Genomic DNA, 25,057 nt, shown 5'->3' with positions numbered 1-25,057 from the left:
GAACGTAAGTGAATCTGCGCGCTCTCACCAGGGGAGACGCCGCCGTCGCAGGCGGGGCCGTCCTGCTTTTCATCGCCTCCTTCCTGCCCTACTGGACCGTCGACTGCAGCGGCCGGTACTGCGGGACCACCTCGCAGAACGCGTGGAGCACCGAGCTGTTCCCCATCCTGCCCTCGATCTTCCTGCTGGGGATCGCCGCCGCCGTACTGATCCTGGTGCAGCGCTTCCAGGGCCCGGCGGCCGCCAACCGCCAGGTGCTCGGTCTGCGGCTGGACCAGTGGGGCATCGCGTTCAGCGTCGCCGCGCTGTGGACCTCGCTCTGGGCGCTGGGCGGCGGCCCGACCGTGGGCAGCCTGAGCCACGGCTTCGGCGCCTGGCTCGGCCTGATCTCGCTGATCGTGCTGGCGGGCGCGGCCGCGGCCTCGCCGCTGGTGCCGGCGCTGCAGGCCCCGCTGGTGAGCGACCGCCCGGCGGCCGTCCCCTACCAGGGCGGCTACCCGATGCCGGGTCAGCCCGGTCACCCGGGTGCCCCCGGCCAGCCCGGCCCCGGCCAGTACGGCTACCCGGGCCAGGCCCACGACCCGGCCTTCGGCGCCCAGCCGGTTCCCGGCGGCTACGGCTACCCGGCCGCCGGCCAGCCGCAGCCGGGCCAGCCGGTGCAGGCCGGTCAGCCGGTCCAGCCTCAGGACGCCGGCGCCCCGGCGCCGCAGCCGACCCCGGCCGCCCAGCAGCCGGCCGCCCCGGCGGCGGACTTCCAGCCGTTCTGGTTCGCCGTCCCGGCCCCGCGCCAGCTGGCGCCGAAGGACAACCCGACCGGCGCCCCGGTCGGCGAGGTCGTGCCGGGCACCTGGTACCTGGCCGTCGAGCAGCGCGGCGCGGCCCTGGTCGCCCAGCTGCCGGACGGCACCCAGGGCGTGCTCGCCGACACCACGGGCATCCAGCGCGGCTGACGCCCGTCGCCGTACACGCCGAAGGGGCGGGACCGGATCTCCGGTCCCGCCCCTTCGGCGTCCGCGCCGCGGCGGTGAGCGCCCGCCCCGGCCGGACGTCCCGGAGGCTCGCCCGGCCCGGCCGCCCCGGCCGCCCCGGCCGCCCGCAGGCTCAGCAGCAGTCCTGGACCACCAGCCCGGCGGGCAGGTGCTCGCCGCCGAAGACCGCGACCGTCGCCGGGTCCCCGCCGAGCGCGGCGACCGCGAGCAGCAGCGCCCCGGCCGTCCAGGTGGTGCGCTCCTCGGGCCAGATCGCGTCGTCCTCGAAGACGTACCCGGTCCAGTAGGAGCCGTCCTCGTGCCGCAGGTGCCGCTGGATCCAGCGCAGGATGTCCACGGCGCGGTCGGACTGGCCGATCGCCCAGAGCGCCAGGGCCAGTTCGGCGCTCTCGCCGCCGGTCACCCACGGGCGGTCGCTGACGCAGCGCACGCCGAGGCCGGGGACGACGAAGCGGTCCCAGTCGCGGTCGATCCGTTCGACCGCCGCGTCGCCGCGCAGGCCGGTGCCGAGGACCGGGTAGTACCAGTCCATCGAGTAGCGGCCCTTGTCGAGGAACCGCTCGGGGTGGTGGGTGATCGCGTGCCCCAGCCGGCCGGCGGCGAGCTCCCAGTCGGGCTGGGGCTCCTCCAGGTAGTCGGCGACGGCCAGGCCGCAGCGCAGCGCGTGCAGGATGCTGGACGAGCCGGTGAGCAGCGCCTCCTCGGTGGCGCCGCCCTCCTCGTCCACCCGCCAGGCGATCGGGCCGCCGGTCAGCCGCAGGCCGACGATGAAGTCCAGCGCCCGCCGGACCACCGGCCAGATCCACTCCAGGAAGGCGTCGTCGCCGGTGCTGAGGTGGTGGTGCCAGACCCCGACCGCGATGTACGCGCAGAAGTTGCTCTCCTTGGCGCGGTCGGTGACCTCGCCGTCGGTGTACGCGGCGAACCAGGAGCCGTCCGGGTTCTGCCGGGCGGCGAGCCAGCGGTAGGCGGCCTCGGCGGCGGCGTGCTCGCCGGCGGTGTCGAGGGCCATCGCGGCCTCGGTGTGGTCCCACGGGTCGAGGTGGTGGCCGGCGAACCACGGGATGGCGCCGTCCGGGCGCTGCTCGGCCAGGATGCTGCGGACGGTGTCGGCCGCCTGCTCGGCGTCCAGCACCCCGTCGAGCAGCAGCACCTCGGGGACGGCGGCGGTCATGCGTCGGCCTGCTCGGAGGCGGTGCCCTCGGACGCGGCCCGCTCGGAGCCGGTGCGCCCGGAGGCGGGGCGGTGCGGCTTGGACGCGTAGGCGACGAAGCTCTTGCCGATGACCGGGTTGAGCGCCTTCTCGGCGGCCTTGGTGATCCGGCTGATCACCGGGGTGCCGACGATGTCCCAGACCAGCAGCTGGTGGTAGGCCTTGACCGGCAGCGCCTTGTCGTTGTCCACGCCGACGGCGCACTTGATCCACCAGTACGGCGAGTGCAGCGCGTGCGCGTGGTGGGTGCCGTACGGCTCCAGGCCGGCGTCCTTGAGCTTGCCGAGCAGTTCGTCGCCCCGGTAGATCCGGATGTGGCCGCCCTCGACCTCGTGGTACTCGTCGGACAGCGCCCAGCAGATCTTCTCCGGCAGCCAGCGCGGGACGGTCACGGCGAGCAGACCGCCCGGCTTGAGGACCCGGAACATCTCGTTGAGCACGCCCTTGTCATCGGGTATGTGCTCCATCACCTCGGAGATGATGATCTTGTCGAAGTAGTCGTCCTCGAACGGCAGCGCCAGCGCGTTGCCCTCCATCGCGACCGCCGACGCGCCCTCGGGGGCCTCGCCGGCCAGCTCCATCGCGGCGAACCACTTCTTGACCTCGGCGATCTCCTCGGTGTTCTGGTCGAGGGCGATCACATTGGCGCCGCGGCGGTAGCACTCGAACGCGTGCCGGCCCCCGCCGCAGCCCAGGTCGAGCACCCGGTCGCCGGGGGCGAGCGGGAAGCGCGAGAAATCGACGGTCAGCACTGCAGGGCTCCCATTCCTATTGCTACCAAGCGTTCCTGACGTCTCGTCAGAACACTTCGCCGGAAAGCTTCGTCAGGTCGACGCTCCGCCGGTTCGACGCCTCGGGCGCCGGACTCAGGGCACGTACCGCCACCCCGGCCCGGAGCGGGCCCGGGCGCCGACGCCGGTGGCGATCGCCGCGCGGTAGGCCTCGGCGGTCAGCTCGGCGGCCCGCTCCCAGGTGAACCGGGCCAGCACCCGGTCCCGGCCGGCCGCGCCGAGTTCGGCGCGCAGCCCCGGGTCGTCCAGCAGCCGGCCGAGCGCGGCGGCCAGCGCGTCCGCCTCCCCCGGCGGCACGGCCAGGCAGGTCCCGCCGTCCGGCCCGGCGACCTCCGGGATCGCCCCGCCGGTGGTCGCCACCAGCGGGGTGCCGGTGGCCATCGCCTCGGCGGCGGGCAGCGAGAAGCCCTCGTACAGCGAGGGGACGCAGGCCACCTCGGCCGAGCGGTACAGGTCGACCAGCTCCCGGTCGCTCAGGCCGGTGCGGAACTCGATGTGCGCGGAGAGCCCGAAGCGGCGCACCGCCTCGGCGACCGGCCCGTCCTCCTTCTGCGGCTTGCCGACCACCACCAGGTGGGCGTCCCGCTCGGTGCGGACCTTGGCCAGCGCCTCGACGAGGAACACCAGGCCCTTGAGCGGCACGTCCGCGCTGGAGGTGGTGACGATCCGGCCGGGGACCCGCTCGATCTCCGCCGAGGGCGACCAGAGCCGGGTGTCGGCGCCGATCGGCACCACCGAGATGGCGCCGGGGGCGGCGCCCAGGTGCTCGGCGATCTCGCGCTGCGAGGTGCCGGAGACGGTGATCACGTGGTCCAGCCGGGCCGCGACCCGGCGCTGCATCCGGGTGAAGGCGTACCAGCGGCGCAGCGAGAGCCGCTTGCCCCGGGTGGGGGCCGCGTCCAGCTCCAACTGCCGGTCCACGGTGATCGGGTGATGGATCGTGGTGACCAGCGGGAAGCCGTGCCGGGCCAGGCCGAGCAGGCCGTAGCCGAGGGTCTGGTTGTCGTGCACCACGTCGTAGCGGCCCTTGTGCCGGGCCAGGTACTGCCGGGCGCGCAGCGAGAAGGTGAGCGGCTCGGGGAAGCCGCCGGTGCGCATGGTGGCGAACTCCAGCACGTCGACGGGCCCGCGGAACTCGGCGCGGGCGGGCGTGCGGAAGGGGTCGTCGGCGCGGTAGAGGTCCAGGCTGGGCAGCTCGACCAGGCGGACCGAGCCGGGGCCGTCGACCTCGTCGAGCACGGGGTAGGGCTGGGCGCCGATCACGTCCACGTGGTGGCCGAGCCTGGCCAGCTCCCGGGAGAGGTGCCGGACGTACACGCCCTGGCCGCCGCAGAACGGGTCCCCGCGGTACGACAGCAGGGCAATCCGCAGCGGCTGCGCGGTCATCCTCGGCCCTCATCTCTGGCTGCTATCGGTGCGAGCGGCGCCAACGGTGGCACCGGTCGCTAAAGTAGATCAGGTTTCAGTGGCTGTGGAACTCGTCATCGACCATGTGAACAATGAGAGACCTCGAAGATACCGGCCCGTAGCTTTCGCTCAGGGGGCAGGGCTGGTGATTCCCGCCACGCCCGCCCCGCTCGACCCCCGATCGGCCCCCGATCACCCCTCGCTCGACCCCCGATCGGCCCCGGACCGACCCCGGAACGACCGCGACCGGCCCCGACCGACCGCGGGCCGCACCGGCTCGGCCGCGGGGTCGCCCCCGGGTCGACCTTTCTGGAGCACACCGCCGCCCACGCGCCCCCGGGAGCAACCCTTGCCGTCGCCGACCACGTCCGTGAGCCCCGCCTCCCCGGCGCAGGGCGAGCCCCCGCTGTCCGCGCGCCAGGCCGAACGGCGGCGCCGGATCCTGCGCGCCGCCACCGCGCTGGCCGCCCGCGGCGGGTACGAGGCGGTGCAGATGCGGGAGGTCGCGGAGAGCGCGCAGGTCGCCCTCGGGACGCTGTACCGGTACTTCCCGTCCAAGGTCCACCTGCTGGTCGCGGTCATGCTGGAGCAGTTGCAGGAGCTCCAGGAGCACATCCGCCGGCACCCGCCGACCGACCCGGAGCCCGCCCCGCGGGTCGCCGAAGCGCTCACCCGGGCCTTCCACGCGCTCCAGCGCGAACCGCTGCTGGCCGAGGCGATGGTCCGGGCGATGTGCTTCGCGGACCGCTCGGTCGGCACCGAGGTGGACCAGATCAGCGCCGCCACCGGACAGCTCATCCTGGACGCCATCGGACAGTCCGGCCCGCCCAGCGAGAGCCAGCGGGCGGCCGTCCGGGTGATCGAGCACACCTGGCACTCGGCACTCGTCGCCTGGCTCTCCGGGCGGGCCTCGATCGCCGAGGTCCGGGCCGACCTGCACACCGCGGCCCGGCTGCTGGCGCTGCCCTGAACCCGGCCGCGCCGTCGCCCCGCCGGCCCCGGCCGCACCCCGTCCGCACCCGTCCGCGCCCCCGCCCGCGCCCCGTCGCGACACCCGTCCCGGCCCCTGACCGACGCCCCTGCGGGCCCCGAATACTGGAACCTGTTCCTGCTCCGGCGGACCCGCCGACCACGGCCCGGCGGCCGACGCCCGGGCCCGCCGACCACGGCCCGGCGGTTAGAGTCGACGGGCAGCACAACTCCATCCCGCTCCTCCCCCGGGGGAAGCCGGTGCGAATCCGGCGCTGACCCGCAACCGTGGACCCGACCGCGCGCCCCGCGCGCCAGGGCCAGCCGGAGCACCCGGGGCGGGACGAGCGGCGAACCGGGCCCCCGCGCCCGGCACCCGTCGAGGACTACGGAACGGCCCCGCCCGGGCCCCACCGCTCACCGAAAGGCACGACCGCACCATGCTGACCGCCGCCCGCCTGGGCGCCGCCGCCCTGTCCGCCGCGCTGCTCGCCGGCCTCGCCGCCGGACCGGCCCTGGCCGACAGCCCGTCGCCCTCCGCCCCGGCCGCCCCCGCCGTCCCGGACGGCCTGTACGGCAAGAGCGACCCGACGTACGACGGGGTCTGGCGGCAGTCGCTCGCGCTCACCGCGCTGACGGCGGCCAAGGTCACCCCGGCCGACTCCGCGGTCGACTGGCTCACCGGCCAGCAGTGCGAGGACGGCGGCTGGCCGTCCTTCCGGGCCGCCGGCGCCGCCTGCGACCCCAAGACCGAGGACAGCAACGCCACCTCCGTCGCCATCCAGGCCCTGACCGCCCTCGGCGGGCACCAGCCGGCCGTCGACAAGGGCGTGCAGTGGCTCAAGGCCAACCAGAACACCGACGGCAGCTGGGCCTTCAACCCCGGCAACCCGGGCGACGCCAACTCCACCGCGCTCGCCGTCAACGCGCTGTTCGCCGCCCGGACCGACCCGGCGAGCGTCGCCAAGCCCGGCAGCGGCGGCGCCGCGGGCAAGAACGCCTTCGACGGCCTCGCCCGCTTCCAGCTCGGCTGCTCCGCCCCCGCCGACCAGCGCGGCGCCTTCGCCTTCCAGCCCGACCCGGCCACCGGCGCCCTCGCCCCCAACACCCTGGCCACCGCGCAGGCCGCCCTCGCCGCCGCCGGCGGGCACCTGCCGGTCGACACCTCGGTCCGCGCCGACGCCACCCCCAAGCCGCTGACCTGCACCGACGGCTCGGCGCCCGCCACCGTCCCGCACGCCGAGGCGGGCGAGGCGGTCGGCTCCCACCTGGCCGCCCAGCTCGCCACCGGCGGCGAGCACCTCACCCTCACCATGCCGGGCGCCGCGCCCACGCCGGACTACACCGCCACCGCCTGGGCCGCGCTCGGCCTCATCCAGAGCGGCCACCCCGAGCAGGCCAGTGACGCGGTCGACTGGCTGGAGGGGCAGGACGCCACCTGGACCAAGAACGGCACCGACGCCGGCGCCGTCGCCACCATGCTGCTGGTCAGCCACGCCGCCCACCGCGGCGACACCACCCTCACCGGCCAGCTGACCGCGCTCGGCCCGGCCCCCAAGGCCAACGCCGCCGCGTCGACGGAGGCCACCCCGGTGGAGAAGAAGAAGGACGGCTTCGGCACGTTCTGGATGATCGCCGTCGGCGCCCTGATCGGCCTCGGCGGCGGCCTGCTGCTCAGCCTCCAGCGCAAGCGCAACCCCAAGCTCTGATGGGCCGGCTCCCCGACGGCCCGGCGGGCCGGGCGCAGGCCCGGCCCGCCGCCGGCCGTCCTCCCCGGCGGGCGGCGGCCGCCGTGCTGCTCCCGCTGCTCGCCGCCTTGGTCCTGCTGGCCGGAGCCGCGCCCGCGCAGGCCGCCGGGTACCGGTACTGGTCGTTCTGGCGGGGCGCCGACGGCGGCAGCTGGACCTACCAGCTGCAGGGGGCGACGACCGCCGTGCCGCCGGACGGCTCGGTGGACGGCTGGCGGTTCGCGGTCAGCCCGGACGGCGGGCAGGACGCCGCGAAGCCGCGCGCGACCGCCCGGTTCGACGAGCTCTGCGCCACCACCCCGGCCCAGGACGGCCGCAAGCGGGTGGCCGTGGTGCTGGACTTCGGCACCGCCGAGGACGCCGGGTCGTCCGCCGCCCAGCCGCCGGCGCAGCGGACCGCCTGCGCCACCGTCGCCCCGCGCGCCACCTCGGCCGAGGTGCTGGCCGCCGTCGCCCCGCCGCTGCGCTACGACACCGCCGGCCTGCTGTGCGCCATCGCCGGGTACCCGACGGCGGGCTGCGGCGACCGGGTGGACGCCGGGGCCGCCGCCCAGCCGGCCGGCCCGAAGAGCGGGACCGACGGCGGACCGGACCTCGGCCTGGTCGCCGGCGGCGCGCTGGTCGCCGTCCTCGCCGGCGGCGCCGTCTGGCAGGCCCGCCGCCGCCGTAACCTTCCCTAGTCGCCCCAGGACAGGCCTGTGAGCAGCACCACCCGTAGCACCCGCCCGCCCGTCGGCCCGCGCCAACTGCACCCCGGGGCCTGGTGGTTGTGGGCGCTCGGGCTGGGCGCGGCGGCGACCCGCACCACCAACCCGGTGATCCTGCTGCTGCTCGCCGCGACCGCCGGATACGTGGTCGCGGCGCGCCGCGGCGACGCGCCCTGGTCGCGTTCGTACGGGGCGTTCCTGCGCCTGGGCCTGCTGGTGCTCGGCATCCGGCTGGTCTTCGCGGTGCTGCTCGGCTCGCCGGTCCCCGGCACCCACGTGCTGTTCACGCTGCCCGAACTCCCGCTCCCCGACTGGGCGCAGGGCGTGCGGATCGGCGGGCGGGTGACCCTCGAAGGCCTGCTCGCGGCGGTGTACGACGGGCTGCGGCTGGCCACCCTGCTGGTCTGCGTCGGCGCCGCCAACTCGCTGGCCAGCCCGGCCCGGCTGCTGCGCGCCCTGCCCGGCGCGCTCTACGAGGCGGGCGTGGCGGTGGTGGTGGCGATGACCTTCGCACCGAACCTGGTCGCCGACGTCCGCCGACTGCGCGCCGCCCGGCGGCTGCGCGGCCGCACCGACAAGGGCGTCGCGGCCGTGCTGAGCGTCGGACTCCCCGTCCTGGAGGGCGCGTTGGAGCGGTCCATCGCACTGGCGGCGGCGATGGACACCCGCGGCTTCGGCCGCACCGCCGACGTCCCGCGCAGGCTCGCCCGGGCCACCGCCGCGCTCACCCTGGCCGGACTGCTCGGGGTCTGCCTGGCGGCGTACGGCCTGCTCACCGCCGGAGGCACCGGCTGGGCGCTGCCGGTGCTGCTGCTCGGCCTGGCCGCCGCCTTCGGCGGGCTGCTGCTCGGCAGCCGACGGGCCGTCAGATCCCGCTACCGGCCCGACCCCTGGGCGCTGCCGGAGTGGCTGACCGCCGGTTCCGGCGTCGCCGTGGCCGCCCTGGTGACCTACCTGGCGTCGCGGGACCCGGTGGCCTTCGCCCCCACCGTCGTCCCGCCGACCGTCCCCGAGCTGCCGCTGGCCGCCGTGCTGGCCGTCCTCCTCGGCCTGCTCCCGGCGTTCGTCGCCCCGACCCCGCCCCGGAGGGCATCGTGATCACCTTCGAGCAGCTCTCCGTCCGGTACGCGGACTCCGCGGAGCCCGTCCTCGCGAACCTCGACCTCACCGTCCCCGAGGGTGAACTCTGCCTGCTGGTGGGCCCGTCGGGCTCCGGCAAGTCCACCCTGCTCGGCACGGTCAGCGGCCTGGTGCCGCACTTCACCGGCGGGGTGCTGCACGGCCGGGTCACCGTCGGCGGCCGGGACACCCGGGAGCACCGGCCGCGCGAACTCGCCGACCTGGTCGGCACGGTGGGCCAGGACCCGCTGGCGCACTTCGTCACCGACACCGTCGAGGACGAACTCGCCTACGGCATGGAGTCGCTGGGCCTGCCGGGCGACGTCATGCGGCGCCGGGTCGAGGAGACCCTCGACCTGCTCGGCCTCGCCGACCTGCGCGACCGCGCCCTGGGCTCGCTCTCCGGCGGCCAGCAGCAACGGGTCGCGATCGGCTCGGTGCTCACCGTCCACCCGCGCGTCCTGGTCCTGGACGAACCCACCTCGGCGCTCGACCCGGGCGCGGCCGAAGAGGTGCTGGCCGTCCTCCAGCGGCTGGTGCACGACCTCGGCACCACCGTGCTGATGGCCGAACACCGGCTGGAGCGGGTCGTCCAGTACGCCGACCAGGTGCTGCTGCTGACCCCGGGCGCCCCGGCCGTGCTCGGCGAACCCGCCGAGGTGATGGCCCACTCCCCCGTGCACCCGCCGGTGGTCGGCCTCGGCCGGCTCGCGGGCTGGCAGCCGCTGCCACTGTCCGTGCGCGACGCCCGGCGCAAGGCCGGCCCGCTGCGCGCCGAGCTGGACGGGCGGGCACCGGCCGCCGTCGCCGCGCCGGACGCCGCCCCGATCGCCGCCACCGACCGCCTCGCCGTCCGGCGCGGCCCGGTGCAGGTCCTGCGCGGGGTCGACCTCGCGCTGCGTCCCGGCGAGATCGCCGCCCTGATGGGCCGCAACGGCGCCGGCAAGTCCACCCTGCTCGGCAGCCTGGTCGGCCTGCACGCCCCCACCTCCGGCACCGTCACCGTCGGCGGCCGCGCCCCGCACCGCACCCGGCCCGCCGAACTGATCCGCCACGTCGGCCTCGTCCCCCAGGACCCGCGCGACCTGCTGTACGGCGAGAGCGTCGCCGCCGAATGCGCGGCGGCGGACACCGACGCGGGCGCCGACCCCGGCAGCTGCCGGGCCCTGGTCGAACGCCTGCTGCCCGGCATCGCCGACACCACCCACCCCCGCGACCTCTCCGAGGGCCAGCGGCTCACCCTCGCGCTCGCCGTCGTGCTCACCGCCCGCCCCCCGCTGCTGCTCCTGGACGAGCCGACCCGCGGCCTGGACTACGCGGCCAAGGCCCGGCTGGTCGAGATCCTGCGCACGCTCGCGGCCGAGGGACACGCCGTCCTGCTGGCCACCCACGACGTCGAGCTGGCCGCCGAACTCGCCCACCGCACGCTGATCCTGGCCGAGGGCGAGATCGTCGCGGACGGCCCGACCGCGGAGGTGGTGGTCTCCTCGCCCGCGTTCGCCCCGCAGGTCGCCAAGGTGCTGGCGCCCGGGCCCTGGCTCACCGTCCGGCAGGTCGCGGAGGCACTGGTCGCATGAGCAGCCGTCCCGTCCCACTCGGCCGCCGGTCCGTCGCGGCCCTCCTGCTGGTCTCCCTGGTCGGCGTGACGGCCTTCGGCTGGCCGCTGCTCGCCTCCACCGGGTCGGCGCTGGTCGGCCACTCCGCCGACGCGCCGTGGCTGTTCGCCCTGCTGCTGCCGCTGCTCCTCGCCGTCGTCATCGCGCAGATCTCCGAGGGCCGTTCGGCCGGCGGCGGCGCGCCCGGACTGGACGCCAAGTCCGTCGCCCTGCTGGGCGTGCTGGCGGCGGCCGGGGCGGCGCTGCGCCCGCTCGGCGCGGGGACGGCGGGCCTGGAGCCGATGTTCTTCCTGATGGTGCTGTCCGGCCGGGTGCTCGGGCCGGGCTTCGGCTTCGTCCTCGGCTCGCTGTCGATGTTCGCCTCCGCGCTGCTCACCGGCGGGGTCGGGCCGTGGCTGCCGTTCCAGATGCTCGCCATGGGCTGGGTCTGCCTCGGCGCGGGCCTGCTGCCGGGCTCCGCCACCCTGCGCGGCCGCCGCGAACTGCTGCTGCTGGCCGGGTACGGGGCGCTCGCCGCGGTGCTCTACGGCACGATCATGAACCTCCAGGGCTGGCCGTACATCGGCGGGCTGGCCGGCTCCATCTCCTTCCACCCCGGCGACCCGCTGGCCGCCAACCTGGTCCGCTTCGCCGCCTACTGCCTGACCACGTCGCTGGGTTGGGACCTGCCGCGGGCCGCCCTCACCGTGGTGCTCTGCCTCGGTCTGGGCACCCCGGTGCTGCGCGCGCTGCGCCGCACCACCCGCCGGGCGGCCTTCGACGCACCGGTCGACTTCCGGCCGCCACCGCCGGCCGGGTGAACCCGCCGCGCCACGCTCCGGCCAGGACCTAGGGTGAACCTCCGAAACCGCACGTCAGAACGGAGTTCACCCCGGTGTCCGAGCAGCCCCTCGCCCCCGCCGCCGTCCCCGTCCCCGTCCCCGGCCCCGTCCCCGGCCCCGACGAGGACCTTGAGGAGGACCCCGACGAGGACCCGTACGAGGACGACCCCTGGATCGTCGCGTACTGCCCTGTCGGCCCCGAACTCGCCGCCCGGATCGTCGAGATGACGAAGGTCGACTGGACGGACCCCGCGGCCGGCGAGCGGGCGATGGCCGAGGCCGGCTGGCGCTCGACCGGCGACCACCTGGGCGACCTCGACGAGAAGGCCTCCACACCCGCGGGCCACTTCGTGCACGGCGACGACTGCCTCGCCGTCCCGTTCGCGTACGAGTACTACGTCCACCCCGACGGCGCGATGAGCGAGGACTTCTGGGGCGCCCTCCCCGGCTGGCAGCGCGACACCGACCAGGACACGGACACCTTCGGCGACCAACTCGAAGCCGTCGTCGCCCGGTTCACCGCCCTGCTCGGCCCGCCCGACCACGACGTCACCCACGAACGCCGCCCCGCCCTCGACCACCGCTGGCGTTACCGGGTCTGGCGCCGAGGCGACAACGCCCTGGTGGTGGCCCCTGGCCTGGACCCCTTCTCGTACTCCCAGTTCGAGCACGCCTTCGTCCAGATCCGTCCACTCCCCGCGGACGCCCCGCTCCCGCCGGCCGTCGAACTGCCCGACTTCTTCTGGTGACCGCCGCGCGCCCGGGCCGGAGAGGGCCGGGGCGCACGGGCGCATCGGGTCGGATCAGAGCAGGCCCTTGGCCGGGTCGCCGGCCGGGAAGGCGTCGAGGACCGCGACGTCGCCGGGCTCGGCGAGGGCGTCGGCCAGGACGCGGCCCAGCGCGACCAGCGGGGCGCCGACGCCGTGGGCGTCGAGGCTGGCCTGGTCGGCCCACTTCTCCACCACGGTGACGCGGTCGGGTCCGGCGTGGACGGCGTAGAGCTCGCAGCCGGGCTCGGCGTGGATGGCCGGAGTGTGCTCTTCGAAGGCGGCCAGGACGTCGTCCCGGCGGCCGGGCTTGGTCCTGAGGGTGGCGATGACCACGGGCATGCGAATCTCCCATCGGATTGGATGATCACAGTACCGAGCGCGGCCGACGGGCCCGCCGACCGGCCACGGCTCCTCACCAGTCCAGGGCGGAACGGGCGAGGGCAGCGAGGGCGACGGCGGCCGGGAGTTCGACCAGGAAGGCCATCGCGAGGGCGGTGTACCAGGCGCCGCCGCCCTCCGCGGTCATCACGTCGAACCAGGCGTCGAGCAGGAGCAGGGTGGCGGCCGCGGCGGCGGCGAGGGCGGTGAGGCGGGAGCGGCGGACCAGCAGTCGGCCGGTGGCGAGCAGCCCGGCGACCTGGAGGACGTCCATGCCGACCCAGACGGTGGACCAGTTCCGGACCTCGGCCTGGCCCCGGGTGGTCGCCCCGAGCACCAGGATCCAGGCGAAGAGCAGGACGGCGACGGCGAGCAGGGCCCAGCCGAGGAGCCGGCGGGAGCGGTCCGCCGTCGGATGGTCCGCGCCCAGGCGGCCGAGTGCCGTTCGAATGTCCCCCGTTGGTGTTCTCATGATCCGAAAATCTACCCACCTCTCACTCCTAGGCCGGGACCACGGGCCAGGATGGCCTCCGACGCCGAGACCGAAGACCCGGGAGAGCAACGAGATGACCCAGCCGAGCCCCGACCACCAGCAGCCCCCCGGCATCGCCGTGGCCGTCGTCGTCCGGGACGGCCGGGTGCTGACGGTGCGCCGGCGGATCGCCGAGGGCACGGCGCTCGGCGACGGCGCGGCGCTCGGCGACTGAGCACGCCCTGTACGCACTCCGCACGCTCCACCCGTACGCAATACGCTCCGGACGCACTCCGTGCGCCCCCGAAGGACATCTACCGTCCAGCACCGATCTCCGGCAAGTTGGATAGAACGCCACTTTGCCGGCCCGCCCTACCCGCTACGACTCCGTCGATCGGTGGTGGTTGCCATGCGCCGTCTCCCCCCGCACCTCCCGCTGCGGACGCGAATCCTCCGGTTCGGGCTCGGCGGCTGCCTGTTGGCCGCCGTCACCTCGGGCAACGCCGCGGCCACCCCACCGGAACCGGTGGACGCCGGACAGGAGCAGCGGATCGAGCAGCTGCTCGCCCAGCTGACCACCGACGAGAAGGTGACGCTGCTGCGCGGCCGGGACGCCCCGGCGGGCGTGCACTCGGTCGGCTACGTCGCGGGCGTGCCCCGGCTCGGCATCCCGCCGCTGCTGCTGTCCGACGGCCCCGCCGGGGTGCGGGACGGCCGACCGGCCACCGCGCTGCCCGCCCCGGTCGCGCTGGCCGCCGCCTTCGACCCGGGGCTGGCCACCAGGTACGGCGACGTGCTGGGCCGGGAGGCGCGGGCCCGCGGCTACCAGGTGCTGTACGCGCCGATGGTGAACATCGTCCGGGTCCCGCAGGGCGGACGGGACTTCGAGACGCTGGGCGAGGACCCGTACCTGGCCGGGCGGCTCGCCGCCGCCGAGGTGCGCGGCATCCAGGCGCAGCGGGTCGCCGCGCAGGTCAAGCACTACGCCGCCAACAACCAGGAGGACAACCGCCAGTCGTACGGCTCGGAGGTGGACGAGCGCACGCTCGCCGAGATCGAGCTGCCCGCCTTCCGGGCGGCCGTCCGGAGCGGCCGGGCCTGGTCCGCGATGTGCGGCTACAACCCGGTCAACGGCCACTGGGCGTGCGAGAGCTTCCCGCTGCTGCGCGACGTGCTGAAGGGCCGTTGGGGCTTCGACGGCGTGGTCGGCTCCGACTACCCGGCGACCCACTCCTCGGTCTACGCGGCGGCGGGCGGCCTGGACCAGGAGTTCGGCGGCTCGACCTACTTCGCCGACCTGCCGGCCGCGGTGGCCGACGGCCGACTGGCCCCGGCCGTGCTGGACGACCAGGTCCGCCGGGTGCTGCGGCTGATGGCGCGCACGGGAGCGCTCGACGGCGTCCGGGCGCCTGCCGACGACCCGGCCGCCGGCGCGCGCGATGCCCGGGCCGCCGCCGTTGCCGGAACGGTTCTGCTGAGAAACGAGCGGCCGCAGGACAGTCAGGCACGGGACAGTCAGGCCCAGGACGGGAAGCCGGTCCTGCCCCTGGACGCCGCCCACCTCGCGTCCATCGCGGTGATCGGCCCCTGGGCGGACCGCGCCTACACCGGCGGTGGCGGCTCCTCGCACGTCACCCCCCACCCCGAGTACACCGTGACGCCCCGCCAGGGCATCGCGGCCCGGGCCGGCTCCGGGACCGAGGTGCGCTACCACCCGGGCGACGACCCGACCGCGGCCGCCGCGCTGGCCGCCCGGGCGGAGGTCGCCGTGGTGGTGGTCGGCGACCAGGAGACCGAGGGCGCGGACCGCACCTCGCTGGACCTCGCCCCGGCGGACGACGCCCTGATCCGGGCCGTCGCACGGGCGAACCCCCGCACCGTGGTGGTGCTCGACACCGGCGGACCGGTCACCATGCCGTGGCTGGACGCGGTGCCCGCCGTGGTCGAGGCCTGGTACCCGGGCGAGCAGAGCGGCGCCGCACTCGCCGACGTGCTGTTCGGCGACGCCGACCCGGCCGGGCGACTGCCCGTCACCTTCCCGACCTCCGCCGACGCGACCCCGATCCGGGACGCCGCCCAGTACCCCGGCACCGACGGCACCTACCACTACACCGAGCGGCTGCGCACCGGCTACCGCTGGTACGACGCGAGCGGCACCGCCCCGCTGTTCCCCTTCGGCCACGGCCTCTCGTACACCGACTTCGGCTACACCGGCCTCACCGTGAACGGCCCGGACCGGGCCGGCCGGGTCCGGGTCGGCTTCGACCTCACCAACGTCGGCCCCCGCACCGGCACCGAGGTGCCCCAGCTGTACCTGACCTTCCCGTCGGCGGCCGGCGAACCGCCGCAGCAGCTCAAGGCCTTCGACAAGGTCACCCTGGCGCCCGGCGCCTCGACCCACGTGGAACTGCGGCTGGACCGCTCCGCCTTCGCCGTCTGGGACCCGGACGTGCACGGCTGGGGCGTCCCCGGCGGCCGGTACGGCCTCACCGTCGGCTCCTCCTCCCGCGCGCCCCGACTGCGGGGCACCGTGGAGGCCCCAGGCTCCCCCGCCGTCTCCACCTGGTCCGGGCGGATCACCGACACCGGCGGCGCCTGCCTGGACGCCTCGACCGCCGCCGACCACGCCAACACGCCGGTAGGGCTGGCGAGTTGTACCGGCAGCGCGGCCCAGGAGGCCACCGTCGGCTCGGACGGCAGCATCGGCCTGCTGAACGGCTGCCTCACCGCGGCCGGGTCCGGTGACGGCGCCGCCGTCCACCTGCGGGACTGCACCGGGGCCGGGGCGGCCGCCGGCGGCCGCCCCGGCGGCGACCAGGTGTGGCAGCTGCGCGCGGACGCCACGATCCTGAACCCGGCCACCGACCGCTGCCTCACCGCCGACGACGGCCGCCTGCTGCTGCGGCACTGCACACGCTCCGCCGGGCAGCGCTGGGCCACCCCCCGCCCGAGCGGCCCGCTGACCGACCCGGCCGGGCGGTGCGCGGACGTCGACCGGGCGTCGACGGTCAACGGCACCGCCGTCGGGCTCCGACCCTGCGACTCCTCCGGTGCCCAGGACTGGACCGTCCAGCAGGACGGCTCGCTGCGCGCCCTCGGCAAGTGCCTGACGGCCGCCGACGGCGGGACGGCCGACGGCACCCCCCTCCAGCTCCACGACTGCGACGGCAGCGGCGCCCAGCGCTGGCAGCCGTTCGGGGACGGCCTACTGCTCAACCCGGCCTCCCTCCGCTGCCTCGCCGCGCCCACCGACGACGGCGCCCTGCGTCTCCGGGACTGCCGAGGCGGTGCCGACCAGCACTGGAAACTGCCAGCTTGAGCCGGTGCCGCGCGCCCGGGCGGCGTCCGGCCCGCGGACCGGTGGAACGGTACCGGCCCCCTTCGCCGCCCGGCCCGTTCCCCACGAACCGTCCGGAACCCCCGGCCCCAGCCGTACGCTGTCCCGCAACACCGCCCGCATCATCGCGGACACAACAACACGAGCCGCACCACGAACGACAGGCGAGCCGTCCGATCACGCGCGGGCGTTCGGGGGAACCGGAGAAACCAGTGGAACTTCGTCAGTTGCGGGTCTTCGAAGCCGTGGTCACCCACCGCACCGTCACCGCCGCGGCCGTGGCCCTCGGTCTCGCCCCCTCCTCGGTCTCCGAGCAGCTCCGCACCCTCGAACTCAGCCTGGACGTCGAGCTGTTCGGCCGGGCCCCGCGCGGAATGACCCTCACCACGGCCGGCGAACGGCTGCTGCCCTGGTCCCGCAGACTGCTCGACCAGGCCGAGCAGGCCCGCCGCGAGGTGGTCGCCGGCCGCGCCCGGATCCGCCTCGGCGCGCTGGACACCATAGCGGCGACCCACGTCCCGGCCGTGCTGGCCCGACTCGCCGAACGCCGGCCCGAGCTCGACGTCGCCCTGCACACCGACACCGTCCGGGACGGGCTGCTCGACCGCGTCGCGGCCGGGGCCCTGGAGGCCGCACTCGTCCTCGACACCGCCGGCCCGCTCGGCGACCTCGGCTTCGCCCTGCCGCCCGCCCCGCTCGACCACCTCGACCTCGAACCCGTCCCGCTCGCCCTGGTCGCCGCCCCCACCCACCCGCTCAGCGCCGCCACCACCCTCGGCCGCGCCGACCTGCGCGGCCAGCGCCTCCTGGTGGACGCCCCCGGCTGCTGCTTCCGGCTGGCCGGCGAACGCCTGCTCGGCACCGCCCTCGAACGCGTCCGCACCGGCGGCGTCACCGTCACCCGCGCCTGCGCCGAACAGGGCCTGGGCATCGCCCTGCTCCCCGACTTCGCCGTCCAGGACGCCCTCACCTCCGGCACCCTGGTCCGCCTCCCGCTCGACCCCCCACCACTCCGGCTCCGCCTGGTCTGGCGCACCGGCCGCGCCACCACCCCCGGCCTCCCCGAGGCCCTCCACCCCACCGCGGCCTGAACTCCCCGCCCCCGCAGCCCCGTTCACCCCGCACGACGAACGGCGCGCCCCGGAACCCCGGAACGCGCCGCCCACCTCGAAACCGCCTGAACCGCCCTGAACCGCCGTGTGCCGACCGGCCGTCAGGCCTTCGGACCCGCCGACTGGACGACCTCGAAGGACCACAGGGTGGACCCGGAGGCGGCCGGCCGCTTCGGCGCCTCGCCGCCGTTCTGGTGGGCCGCCTTCATCGGGCCCTCCATCCAGGCCTTGAAGTCCTCCTCGCTGCGCCACCGGGTGTAGACCAGGTACTGATCGGTCCCCTCGACCGGGCGCAGCAGCTCGAACCACTCGAAGCCGTCGGAGTTCTCCACCGCACCGGCCCGCGAGGCGAAGCGCTGCTCCAGCACCTCACGCTGCTCGGCGGGCACCGTCAGTACGTTGATCTTGACGACGGACATGCCGCTCCTCACTGATCCGCCGGGGCCCGTACGGCCGTCGGCTCGGTTGCTCACGAGCAGTCTGCTACACCTCACACGCCGGGTGAGCCGGGGCCGGGATCAGGCGATCCACGGCGGGAGCAGGCGGCCGACGTCGCGCGGGGCGAGGCCGCAGGCGCCCTCGGGGGTGCGGGCGTCGGGGTTGTAGGCGTGCGACGGGGAGGCGGAGGCGACGACGGCGGTGAAGCCCTCGGCGGTGGCCAGTCGACGGGGGACGTCGGTCGGGAGGACGAGGGTGTCGCCCCCGGCGACCCGTTCCGGCTCGACACCCCGCGGTGGTTCGGCACCCCCTGAACCGGTGCCGAGCCGACGCCGCACCGGCAGGACGGGCCCTAGAACGACCGCCCCTCCCCCCGGTACGGCGGCTGCGGGCGGAGCGGCGGGTCCGGGCGGTCGCGCCGGTCGGCGCAGAGCGCGGAGCTGAGCCGGGTGAGCAGTTCGGCGAGGTCCTCGTACTGCTCGTCGTCCCAGTCCCCCAGCAGTTCCGCCAGCTGGGTGCGCCGGGCGGCGACCAGCCGCAGCGCCGCCTGCTGCCCCGGTTCGGTGAGCCGCAGTGGCAGGCCGCCGGTGCGGGCGGCGAGGCCCCGGCCCTCGACCTCCCGGACGGCCTCCTCGACCACCGCGATCGGGACGATCCGCCGTTCGGCGAGTTCGGCCGGCTCCACCGAGCCGTGGTGGTGCATCTGCAGCAGCAGCCAGCTGGAGGCGGGCAGCAGATCGAGCCCGGCGGTGGCGGTGATCCGCCGGAAGAGGTCGCGCCGGGCCTCCCGACTGCTCAGCACGGACAGCGCGCGGGCGATCTCGTCCAGCGAGGACCGCTCGACCGGGTTGATCCCGATGGACTCGCTCAGGTCGGGCGCGGTGACCGTGGAGCGCAGCTTCTGTTCCCGCAGGAACAGCGACAGCACGAAGGCGAGCAGCGCGACGGGCACCGCGTACAGGAACACCCTGGTGATCGACTCGGCGTACGCGTGGTGCACCCCGGCCTGGACGGCGGCCGGCAGCCGGGCGATCAGCCGGGGGTCGGCGGTGATCGCCTCCGCGTGGAGGCCCGGTGGCAGCGGATGCCCGGCCAGGGCGTCGGCGAGCCGGGAGCGCAGGCCGCCGGCGAAGATCGTGCCGAAGATCGAGACGCCGAAGGAGGCGCCGATGGAGCGGAAGAAGGTGGCACCGGCGGTGGCCACGCCGAGGTCCTGGTAGCCGACCGAGTTCTGCACGATCAGCACCAGCACCTGCATCACCAGGCCCAGCCCGAGGCCGAAGACCAGGAAGTAGAGGCTCATCTCGCCGGTGCTGCTGTGCTCGTCCAGCCGGGAGAGCAGCAGCAGCCCGACCGTGGTGACGGCCGTCCCGGCGATCGGGAAGATCCGGTAGTGACCGGTGCGGGCGACGATCTGGCCGGAGCCGATCGAGGTGAGCAGCATGCCGAGCACCATCGGCAGCATGTGGATCCCGGACATGGTGGGCGAGACCTGCTGGACGACCTGGAGGAAGGTCGGCAGGTAGGTGAGCGCGCCGAACATCGCGAAGCCGACCACGAAGGAGATCACCGCGACCAGGCTGAAGGTCCGGGAGCGGAACAGCCGCAGCGGCAGGACGGGTTCGACGGCCGTCCGCTCCACCTCGACGAAGGCGACCAGCAGCACCAGCCCGAGCACGCCCAGGCCGACGACCTGCCAGGAGCTCCAGGCCCAGGTGGTGCCGCCGAGCGAGGTCATCAGGACCAGGCAGGTGGCGACGGCGGCGATCAGCGCGGTGCCCAGGTAGTCGATCCGGTGCTCGCGCCGGACCTCCGTGCTGTGCAGCACGGCGGCGATCACCACCAGGGCGACCACGCCGATCGGCAGGTTGACGTAGAACACCCAGCGCCAGCTGAGGTTGTCGACGAACAGGCCGCCGAGCAGCGGTCCGAGCACGCTGGTGACGCCGAAGACGGCACCGAAGAGGCCCTGGTACTTGCCGCGGTCCCGGGGTGCGACGAGGTCGCCGACGATCGCCTGGGAGAGCACCATCAGCCCGCCGCCGCCGAGGCCCTGGAGCGCCCGGAAGGCGATCAACTCGCCCATGTCCTGGGCGAGTCCGCAGAGCACCGAGCCGATCAGGAAGATCACGATGGAGGCCTGGAAGAACCGCTTCCGGCCGTACATGTCGCCGAGCTTGCCCCACAGCGGGGTGGCGGCGGTGGAGGCCAGCAGGTAGGCGGTGACCACCCAGGAGAGGTGGTCCAGGCCGCCGAGGTCGCTGACGATGGTGGGCAGCGCGGTGGAGACGATGGTCTGGTCGAGGGCGGCCAGCAGCATCGCCAGCAGCAGGGCGCCGATCGGCACCCACAGGTTGGGGACGGTGGCCTCCGGTGGGCCGGGCGCGGGCGCCGGGCCGCGGTCGGACGCGGCGAGCGGGTCCGTCATGGCGTCTCCACCGGCGGCATGGCCTCTCCGTAGGGTCGCGGGGCTGGGGCGGATGATCACTCCCAGTTCCCCATGCTGGCAGATATGTCCCGTTATGCACCGCCCGGTTGAGCCGAACGTAAGCGCCGGGCCCGCCCGGCCCCGACCGGCGGTTTCCCCGGGGGCCAACCATCACCAACCCGCACAACACCCCCTCCGGGGGACGGACGCCCCTGTCCCCCCTCCGGCACGTCCTGCATAATCAGGCGCGATCGTGCGCCCGGGACCGGCCCGGAGCCCAGCGACCGACCGAGACCCGAGAACCGAGGAGGACCGGCCGATGCCGGACCAGCACTGCCCGACGTGCGGCGCCGCACGCGCCACCGGGTGCGGCTGCCTCCCCGACCGGAGCCTGGACGAGACCGCCGTCCTCCCGCACCTGGAGGGACCGCCGCTGGTCCGCCCGTACGTGCCGCAGGCGTCCGGCCAGGTCGCGGACGAGCCGCCGCTGACCACCGACCCGTTCGCCACCGACCCGTTCGCCACCACCGTGCTGCCGCCGGTCCCGCCGGGGCGGCCGGCCCCCCAGGGCGGACCGGGCACGCCCCCGCTCGGGCCGGACGCGGACGCCTACGCGACGACCGTCCTGCCGCCCGTGCCCGGCCCCGCGCCGGACGCGTACGGCAGTACAGCCACCACCGTGCTGCCGGCGGTCCCGCCCGGCCCGGCCGCCCCGCCCGGCGGTGCGGGCGACCTCGGCTACTTCCCGTTCGGCAACGGGGCGCCCGAACCCGACGACGCCCCCACCGGCCGCGCCGCGCGCCGGGCCGCCGAACAGGCCGAGCGCAGCCCGTTCGCCCGGCACAAGGGACTGATCGCGGGCGTCGGCGCCGCCCTGGTGGCGCTCACCGTGGGCCTCGCCTACGCGGTGACGCCCTCCGCCGAGCCGACCCGCCGGGCCGCGCCGGCGCCCACCACCACGCTCGCGCCCGCCCCGGTGGACCCGCCGACCCTGGCCGCCCCGGCGACCACCGACCCGGCCCCGACCACGGAGGCGCCGAGCCCGACCCCGACGCCCACCCGCAAGCCGAGCCCGACCCGCACGGCCCCGCCCACGCCCACGCCCACGCCGACCCCCACCCCCACGGCGACGACGCCTTCTCCGACCCCGACCCCCACGCCGACCCCGACCCCCACCCCGACGCCGACTCAGACTCCGACGGCGCGGGTGCTCCAGATGGGGATGTCAGGACCGGATGTCTCGACGATGCAGACCAAGCTCGCCGTCGTGCTGTGCTGGATGGACGTACCGGTGACCGGCGACTACGACAGCGACACCGCGAGCTACATCAGTTACTTCCAGCGGATCCAGGGGGTCCAGGGCGACAAGAAGGGCGTGTACGGTCCCAACACCCGTGCCGCCCTGGACAAGCGCAACACCTGCTGACCTCCGTCAGCCGGTGATCGCCCCGAAGATGCTGATCCCGGCCAGCACCACCATGATCGCCGCCGCCACCCGGACGATCAGCTTCATCGGCACGTGCTTGAGCAGCTTCTGCCCGCCCACGATGGCGATCCCGCCAACCGCGCACAGCGCCAGCCAGGAGCCCAGGCCGACGGCCAGCGGATCGGCGTACTTGGCGGCCAGGTTGGCGGTCATGATCTGGGTCAGGTCGCCGAACTCGGCGACCGCGACCACCAGGAAGCTGGTCCCGGCCACCTTCCAGAAGCGGTTCGAGGACGGCTCCTTGGCGGCGTGCCCCTCCTCGTCCTCGTCACCGTGGAACAGCAGCATCGCCGCACCGACCAGGAACAGCGCACCGGTGACGCCCTCCACCCAGCGGTGCGGCAGCAGCGAGAGCAGCTGACCGGCGACCAGGGCCAGCACCACCTGGACCAGCATGGCGGCGGCGACCCCCGCGAAGACGTAGCTCGCCCGGTACTTGGTGCCGAGCACCAGACTGGCCAGCGCGGTCTTGTCCGGCAGCTCGGCCAGGAAGATGATGCCGAACGTCAACGCGGCAACGGTCACACTCATCGGAGGAACCCCTCGGTCGGCTGTCCGGCCTCCGCAGGTCCGTCAGGGGACGCTTCGGCCCGACAGCACTGGTCAATGGTCACAGCACTGCGGCCGAAGGTCTCGCCGGCAGCCGCTCTCCGAGCGGTGCCCCGGGCGCCGGGCCCCGTGGGGCCAGTATGTCGACGGTCCGGTGGAGGGCTACTCCCCTTCAACGCGTTCCAGCCTACCCGACGCCGTCGACCGGTCCGGCCGTCACCAGCCCCCGGGTGACCAGCTCCAACACCACCACGACCGCCACCGACTCCACCGCCAGCAGCCCGATCAGCACGAACAGCTGCACCGCGCCCGCCTGCACCGGCGAGGCCCCGCCCAGCAGCATCCCGACGAAGGCGCCGGGCAGGGTGACCAGGCCGACCGTACGGGTCTGGTCCAGCGCCGGGACGAGCGAGGTCGCGGCCGCCGTCCGGCAGATCTCCAGCCGCGCCTCCCGCTCCTCGAAACCGAGCGCGAGCGCCGCCTCCACCTCGCCGCGCCGCTGCCGCAGTTCGTCCAGGGCGCGCCGGCCCGCCAGCGAGGTGGCGGAGAGCGCGCCGCCGATCAGGATGCCGGCGACCGGGATCACCGACAGGCCCTTGGGCGGCAGCAGTCCGACGCCCAGCAGCAGCAGGAGCACCGGCAGCACCCCGACGCCGATCGGGGCCGCCGCCCAGACCCAGCCGGGGCCCGGGGTCATCCGCCGCCCGGCGGTGCGCACCGCCACCGAGAACATCAGCAGCACGAACAGCACCGACCACCAGAGCGAGGCGACCACCCAGCTGATCACCGCGGCGACGGCCGCCAGCTGGACGACCGCCCGCAGCCCGGCCCGGGCCACCGCCCGCCCGTGGCCGAGCCGGCCCCACCCGGCCACCGCCACGGCGGCCAGCAGCAGCACCGCGGTGACCACCCCGAGCATCGGGGTGACCGGCAGCAGCTGCCCGCCGCCGGCGGCCGAGAGCGGCATCAGATCCAGCTGGTGAACCACATCCGGTCCTGCCAGGACGACATCGGGATCACCTCCGCCGTGTACAGCGGGTAGAAGAAGGCGAAGCAGCCGACGACGGCCAGCACGATCAGCCCCGCCCCGACCGCCCCGTAGCGGCGGCGGACCGGACTGCAGCCGGCCGGGCCGAGGATCGCCCCGAGCATCTGGGCGACGGCCAGGCAGAGGAACGGCACCAGCACGACCATGTAGAAGGAGAAGATCGTCCGCTCCTGGTACTGGAACCAGGGCAGGTAGATCCCGGCCACCGCGCAGAGCACGGCGCCCGAGCGCCAGTCGCGGCGGAAGAACCAGCGCCACAGCAGGTAGACCAGCGCGAAGCAGGCCGCCCACCACAGGAACGGGGTGCCCAGGCCGAGGATCTGCGAGGCGCAGCCGCCGGAGGAGGTGCAGCCGTGCGTCCCGGCCGGGACCTGCTCCCAGTACATCGACACCGGGCGGCCGTCGACCAGCCAGGCGTAGGGGTTGGACTGGTAGGTGTGCGGGGTGCTCAGACCGGTGTTGAAGTCGTACATCTGCGAGTGGTAGTGCCACAGGCTGCGCAGCGGCGCGGGCACCCAGCTCATCGAGACCTGCGGCAGCGGGACGCCGAAGGCGTGGTCCGGGGAGAGCCCGGCGCGACCGTCCGCCCAGTGCCGGTCGTAGCCGCCGCTGTTCGCGCCGTTGGCCAGCCAGCCGCTCCAGGCCCCGACGTAGACCACCACGGCGGAGCCGACCATGGCGAGGAAGGCGGGCACGGCGTCCCGGCGCAGCATGGACCGCCAGGGGTGCCGGGCACCGGCGCCGCGGCGGCCGGACTGGTCCCAGAGCACGGTCAGGATGCCGAAGGCGGCGAGGATCGGGGCGCCGTTCCACTTGACCGCGCCCGCGGCGCCGATCAGCACCCCGGCGGCGATCCGCCAGGGGCGCAGGCCCAGCCGCACGGTGTCGCCGTCGACGCCGGCCCCGGCGGCCGCGGCCAGCCGGGCGCGGGCGTGGTCGCGGTCGATCAGCAGGGCGCCGAAGGAGGCCAGCACGAAGAACATCTGGATGCCGTCGAGCAGGCCGACCCGGCTCATCACCAGCTGGAGGCCGTCGACGGACATCAGCAGGGCGGCGGTGCAGCCGACCAGGGTGGAGCCGAACAGCCGGCGGCCGATCCGGGCCAGCATCAGCACGGCGAGGGTGCCGAGCAGCGCGGTCATGAACCGCCAGCCGAAGGGGTGCAGGCCGAACAGCTGCTCGCCGACCGCCATCACCCATTTGCCGAGTGGCGGGTGGGCGATGAACTCGGGCGCGGAGCTGAGCGGGACGGACTGCGGGACGGCCAGGATGTCCGCGTTGGCGTGGTCGGGCCAGGTGCCCTCGTAGCCCTGCTGGAGCAGGGACCAGGCGTCCTTGGGGTAGTACGTCTCGTCGAAGACGAAGGCGTTGGGGTGGCCGAGGTTCCAGAACCGCAGCAGGCCGGCGAAGAGGGCGACGCCGATCGGGCCGAGCCAGCCGGAGCGGTCGGCGGCCCAGCGCAGCAGCCCGCGCGGGGCCGGTGCCGGGTCCGGGTCGGCGGTGGCCTGGGCCGCCGAAGGATGCGTGAGCGCCGCTTGCGTCATAGCCTCGCCGATTCGCCTGTCTGCGGGGCCCGCGGGTGCTGCGCCGGGCCCGGGTCTGCTGCCCGGGCCGGGGCCGGGCGGTCAACAGCCACTGACACTATGTGGCGGTGCCCGG

23 protein-coding genes are annotated in these 25,057 nt (G+C 75.2%); 12 read left to right on the top strand and 11 right to left on the bottom strand.

Annotation, left to right across the window (positions count from 1 at the left end; translation table 11 throughout):
• Positions 1–8: 8 nt before the first annotated feature.
• Entirely contained in the window at positions 9–950 is a 942-nt protein-coding gene (locus tag ACIP4P_RS13780; RefSeq protein ID WP_350511155.1) for a hypothetical protein, read from the top strand.
• 151 nt (positions 951–1,101) lie between these two features.
• Here the strand turns inward: ACIP4P_RS13780 and ACIP4P_RS13775 are convergent, their stop codons facing one another.
• The 3 genes from ACIP4P_RS13775 to ACIP4P_RS13765 all read right to left on the bottom strand — a co-directional run bounded on the left by ACIP4P_RS13775 (position 1,102) and on the right by ACIP4P_RS13765 (position 4,379).
• Positions 1,102–2,163: a prenyltransferase gene (locus ACIP4P_RS13775; protein WP_350511154.1), complete on the bottom strand. Its 1,062-nt coding sequence runs from the start codon at positions 2,161–2,163 to the stop codon at positions 1,102–1,104.
• Positions 2,160–2,954 carry a class I SAM-dependent methyltransferase gene (locus ACIP4P_RS13770; protein ID WP_400917595.1) on the bottom strand — a complete coding sequence of 265 codons (795 nt, stop codon included), beginning with the start codon at positions 2,952–2,954 and terminating at the stop codon, positions 2,160–2,162. The genes ACIP4P_RS13775 and ACIP4P_RS13770 overlap by 4 nt, the downstream gene beginning before the upstream one ends.
• 114 nt (positions 2,955–3,068) lie before the next feature.
• Positions 3,069–4,379, bottom strand: coding sequence for a glycosyltransferase family 4 protein (locus ACIP4P_RS13765; RefSeq protein ID WP_400917593.1), 1,311 nt, complete (start codon positions 4,377–4,379; stop codon positions 3,069–3,071).
• 370 nt (positions 4,380–4,749) lie between these two features.
• Between ACIP4P_RS13765 and ACIP4P_RS13760 the strand changes: the two genes are divergently transcribed.
• The 7 genes from ACIP4P_RS13760 to ACIP4P_RS13730 all read left to right on the top strand — a co-directional run bounded on the left by ACIP4P_RS13760 (position 4,750) and on the right by ACIP4P_RS13730 (position 12,129).
• Complete coding sequence (locus tag ACIP4P_RS13760; protein ID WP_400917591.1) at positions 4,750–5,370, top strand: TetR family transcriptional regulator; 621 nt, start codon at positions 4,750–4,752, stop codon at positions 5,368–5,370.
• 439 nt (positions 5,371–5,809) lie between these two features.
• Positions 5,810–7,078 carry a prenyltransferase/squalene oxidase repeat-containing protein gene (locus tag ACIP4P_RS13755; RefSeq protein ID WP_400917589.1) on the top strand — a complete coding sequence of 423 codons (1,269 nt, stop codon included), beginning with the start codon at positions 5,810–5,812 and terminating at the stop codon, positions 7,076–7,078.
• Positions 7,078–7,797: an SCO2322 family protein gene (locus tag ACIP4P_RS13750; RefSeq protein ID WP_400917587.1), complete on the top strand. Its 720-nt coding sequence runs from the start codon at positions 7,078–7,080 to the stop codon at positions 7,795–7,797. Before ACIP4P_RS13755 ends, ACIP4P_RS13750 begins: the two co-directional genes overlap by 1 nt.
• A gap of 18 nt (positions 7,798–7,815) precedes the next feature.
• Positions 7,816–8,922 carry an energy-coupling factor transporter transmembrane component T gene (locus tag ACIP4P_RS13745; RefSeq protein ID WP_400917585.1) on the top strand — a complete coding sequence of 369 codons (1,107 nt, stop codon included), beginning with the start codon at positions 7,816–7,818 and terminating at the stop codon, positions 8,920–8,922.
• Positions 8,919–10,520, top strand: a complete 1,602-nt coding sequence (locus ACIP4P_RS13740) for an ABC transporter ATP-binding protein (protein WP_400917583.1) — start codon at positions 8,919–8,921, stop codon at positions 10,518–10,520. Before ACIP4P_RS13745 ends, ACIP4P_RS13740 begins: the two co-directional genes overlap by 4 nt.
• Positions 10,517–11,359: an ECF transporter S component gene (locus ACIP4P_RS13735; protein WP_400917581.1), complete on the top strand. Its 843-nt coding sequence runs from the start codon at positions 10,517–10,519 to the stop codon at positions 11,357–11,359. The genes ACIP4P_RS13740 and ACIP4P_RS13735 overlap by 4 nt, the downstream gene beginning before the upstream one ends.
• Before the next feature lie 74 nt (positions 11,360–11,433).
• Entirely contained in the window at positions 11,434–12,129 is a 696-nt protein-coding gene (locus ACIP4P_RS13730; RefSeq protein ID WP_400917579.1) for a hypothetical protein, read from the top strand.
• 54 nt (positions 12,130–12,183) lie between these two features.
• On the opposite strand, the gene ACIP4P_RS13725 is transcribed toward ACIP4P_RS13730, so the two are convergent.
• Both ACIP4P_RS13725 and ACIP4P_RS13720 read right to left on the bottom strand, forming a co-directional pair.
• On the bottom strand, positions 12,184–12,489 hold the full coding sequence (locus tag ACIP4P_RS13725) for a putative quinol monooxygenase (protein WP_400917577.1): 306 nt from the start codon (positions 12,487–12,489) through the stop codon (positions 12,184–12,186).
• A 73-nt stretch (positions 12,490–12,562) separates the two neighbouring features.
• Complete coding sequence (locus ACIP4P_RS13720) at positions 12,563–13,000, bottom strand: hypothetical protein (RefSeq protein WP_400917575.1); 438 nt, start codon at positions 12,998–13,000, stop codon at positions 12,563–12,565.
• Positions 13,001–13,094: 94 nt separating this feature from the next.
• Between ACIP4P_RS13720 and ACIP4P_RS13715 the strand changes: the two genes are divergently transcribed.
• From ACIP4P_RS13715 to ACIP4P_RS13705, 3 genes are all read left to right on the top strand, one after another.
• On the top strand, positions 13,095–13,235 hold the full coding sequence (locus ACIP4P_RS13715) for a hypothetical protein (RefSeq protein ID WP_400917573.1): 141 nt from the start codon (positions 13,095–13,097) through the stop codon (positions 13,233–13,235).
• A gap of 174 nt (positions 13,236–13,409) precedes the next feature.
• Positions 13,410–16,319 carry a glycoside hydrolase family 3 C-terminal domain-containing protein gene (locus ACIP4P_RS13710; protein ID WP_400917571.1) on the top strand — a complete coding sequence of 970 codons (2,910 nt, stop codon included), beginning with the start codon at positions 13,410–13,412 and terminating at the stop codon, positions 16,317–16,319.
• 230 nt (positions 16,320–16,549) lie between these two features.
• On the top strand, positions 16,550–17,428 hold the full coding sequence (locus tag ACIP4P_RS13705) for a LysR family transcriptional regulator (RefSeq protein WP_400917569.1): 879 nt from the start codon (positions 16,550–16,552) through the stop codon (positions 17,426–17,428).
• Between the two features lie 122 nt (positions 17,429–17,550).
• On the opposite strand, the gene ACIP4P_RS13700 is transcribed toward ACIP4P_RS13705, so the two are convergent.
• The 3 genes from ACIP4P_RS13700 to ACIP4P_RS13690 form a co-directional block, all read right to left on the bottom strand.
• On the bottom strand, positions 17,551–17,868 hold the full coding sequence (locus tag ACIP4P_RS13700; protein WP_400917568.1) for an antibiotic biosynthesis monooxygenase family protein: 318 nt from the start codon (positions 17,866–17,868) through the stop codon (positions 17,551–17,553).
• Between the two features lie 99 nt (positions 17,869–17,967).
• Positions 17,968–18,225 carry a hypothetical protein gene (locus tag ACIP4P_RS13695; protein WP_400917567.1) on the bottom strand — a complete coding sequence of 86 codons (258 nt, stop codon included), beginning with the start codon at positions 18,223–18,225 and terminating at the stop codon, positions 17,968–17,970.
• A gap of 14 nt (positions 18,226–18,239) precedes the next feature.
• Positions 18,240–20,315, bottom strand: a complete 2,076-nt coding sequence (locus ACIP4P_RS13690; protein WP_400917565.1) for a DHA2 family efflux MFS transporter permease subunit — start codon at positions 20,313–20,315, stop codon at positions 18,240–18,242.
• Between the two features lie 319 nt (positions 20,316–20,634).
• On the opposite strand from ACIP4P_RS13690, the gene ACIP4P_RS13685 reads away from it, so the two are divergent.
• Positions 20,635–21,741, top strand: a complete 1,107-nt coding sequence (locus tag ACIP4P_RS13685; protein ID WP_400917563.1) for a peptidoglycan-binding protein — start codon at positions 20,635–20,637, stop codon at positions 21,739–21,741.
• Between the two features lie 6 nt (positions 21,742–21,747).
• Here the strand turns inward: ACIP4P_RS13685 and ACIP4P_RS13680 are convergent, their stop codons facing one another.
• From ACIP4P_RS13680 to ACIP4P_RS13670, 3 genes are all read right to left on the bottom strand, one after another.
• A complete protein-coding gene (locus ACIP4P_RS13680) occupies positions 21,748–22,332 on the bottom strand; it encodes a TMEM165/GDT1 family protein (RefSeq protein WP_350511126.1) in 585 nt (194 codons plus the stop codon).
• A gap of 205 nt (positions 22,333–22,537) precedes the next feature.
• Positions 22,538–23,317 (bottom strand): ABC transporter permease, encoded by a 780-nt coding sequence (locus ACIP4P_RS13675; RefSeq protein ID WP_400917808.1) that lies wholly within the window; start codon positions 23,315–23,317, stop codon positions 22,538–22,540.
• On the bottom strand, positions 23,317–24,942 hold the full coding sequence (locus ACIP4P_RS13670; protein ID WP_400917560.1) for a dolichyl-phosphate-mannose--protein mannosyltransferase: 1,626 nt from the start codon (positions 24,940–24,942) through the stop codon (positions 23,317–23,319). Before ACIP4P_RS13670 ends, ACIP4P_RS13675 begins: the two co-directional genes overlap by 1 nt.
• Positions 24,943–25,057: the final 115 nt, after the last annotated feature.

Origin of the sequence: Kitasatospora sp. NPDC089509 (assembly GCF_044749365.1) — a bacterium.
Lineage (GTDB): Bacteria > Actinomycetota > Actinomycetes > Streptomycetales > Streptomycetaceae > Kitasatospora.
Note: the sequence above shows the minus strand (reverse complement) of the source record. Positions and strands in the feature narration are given on the sequence as shown.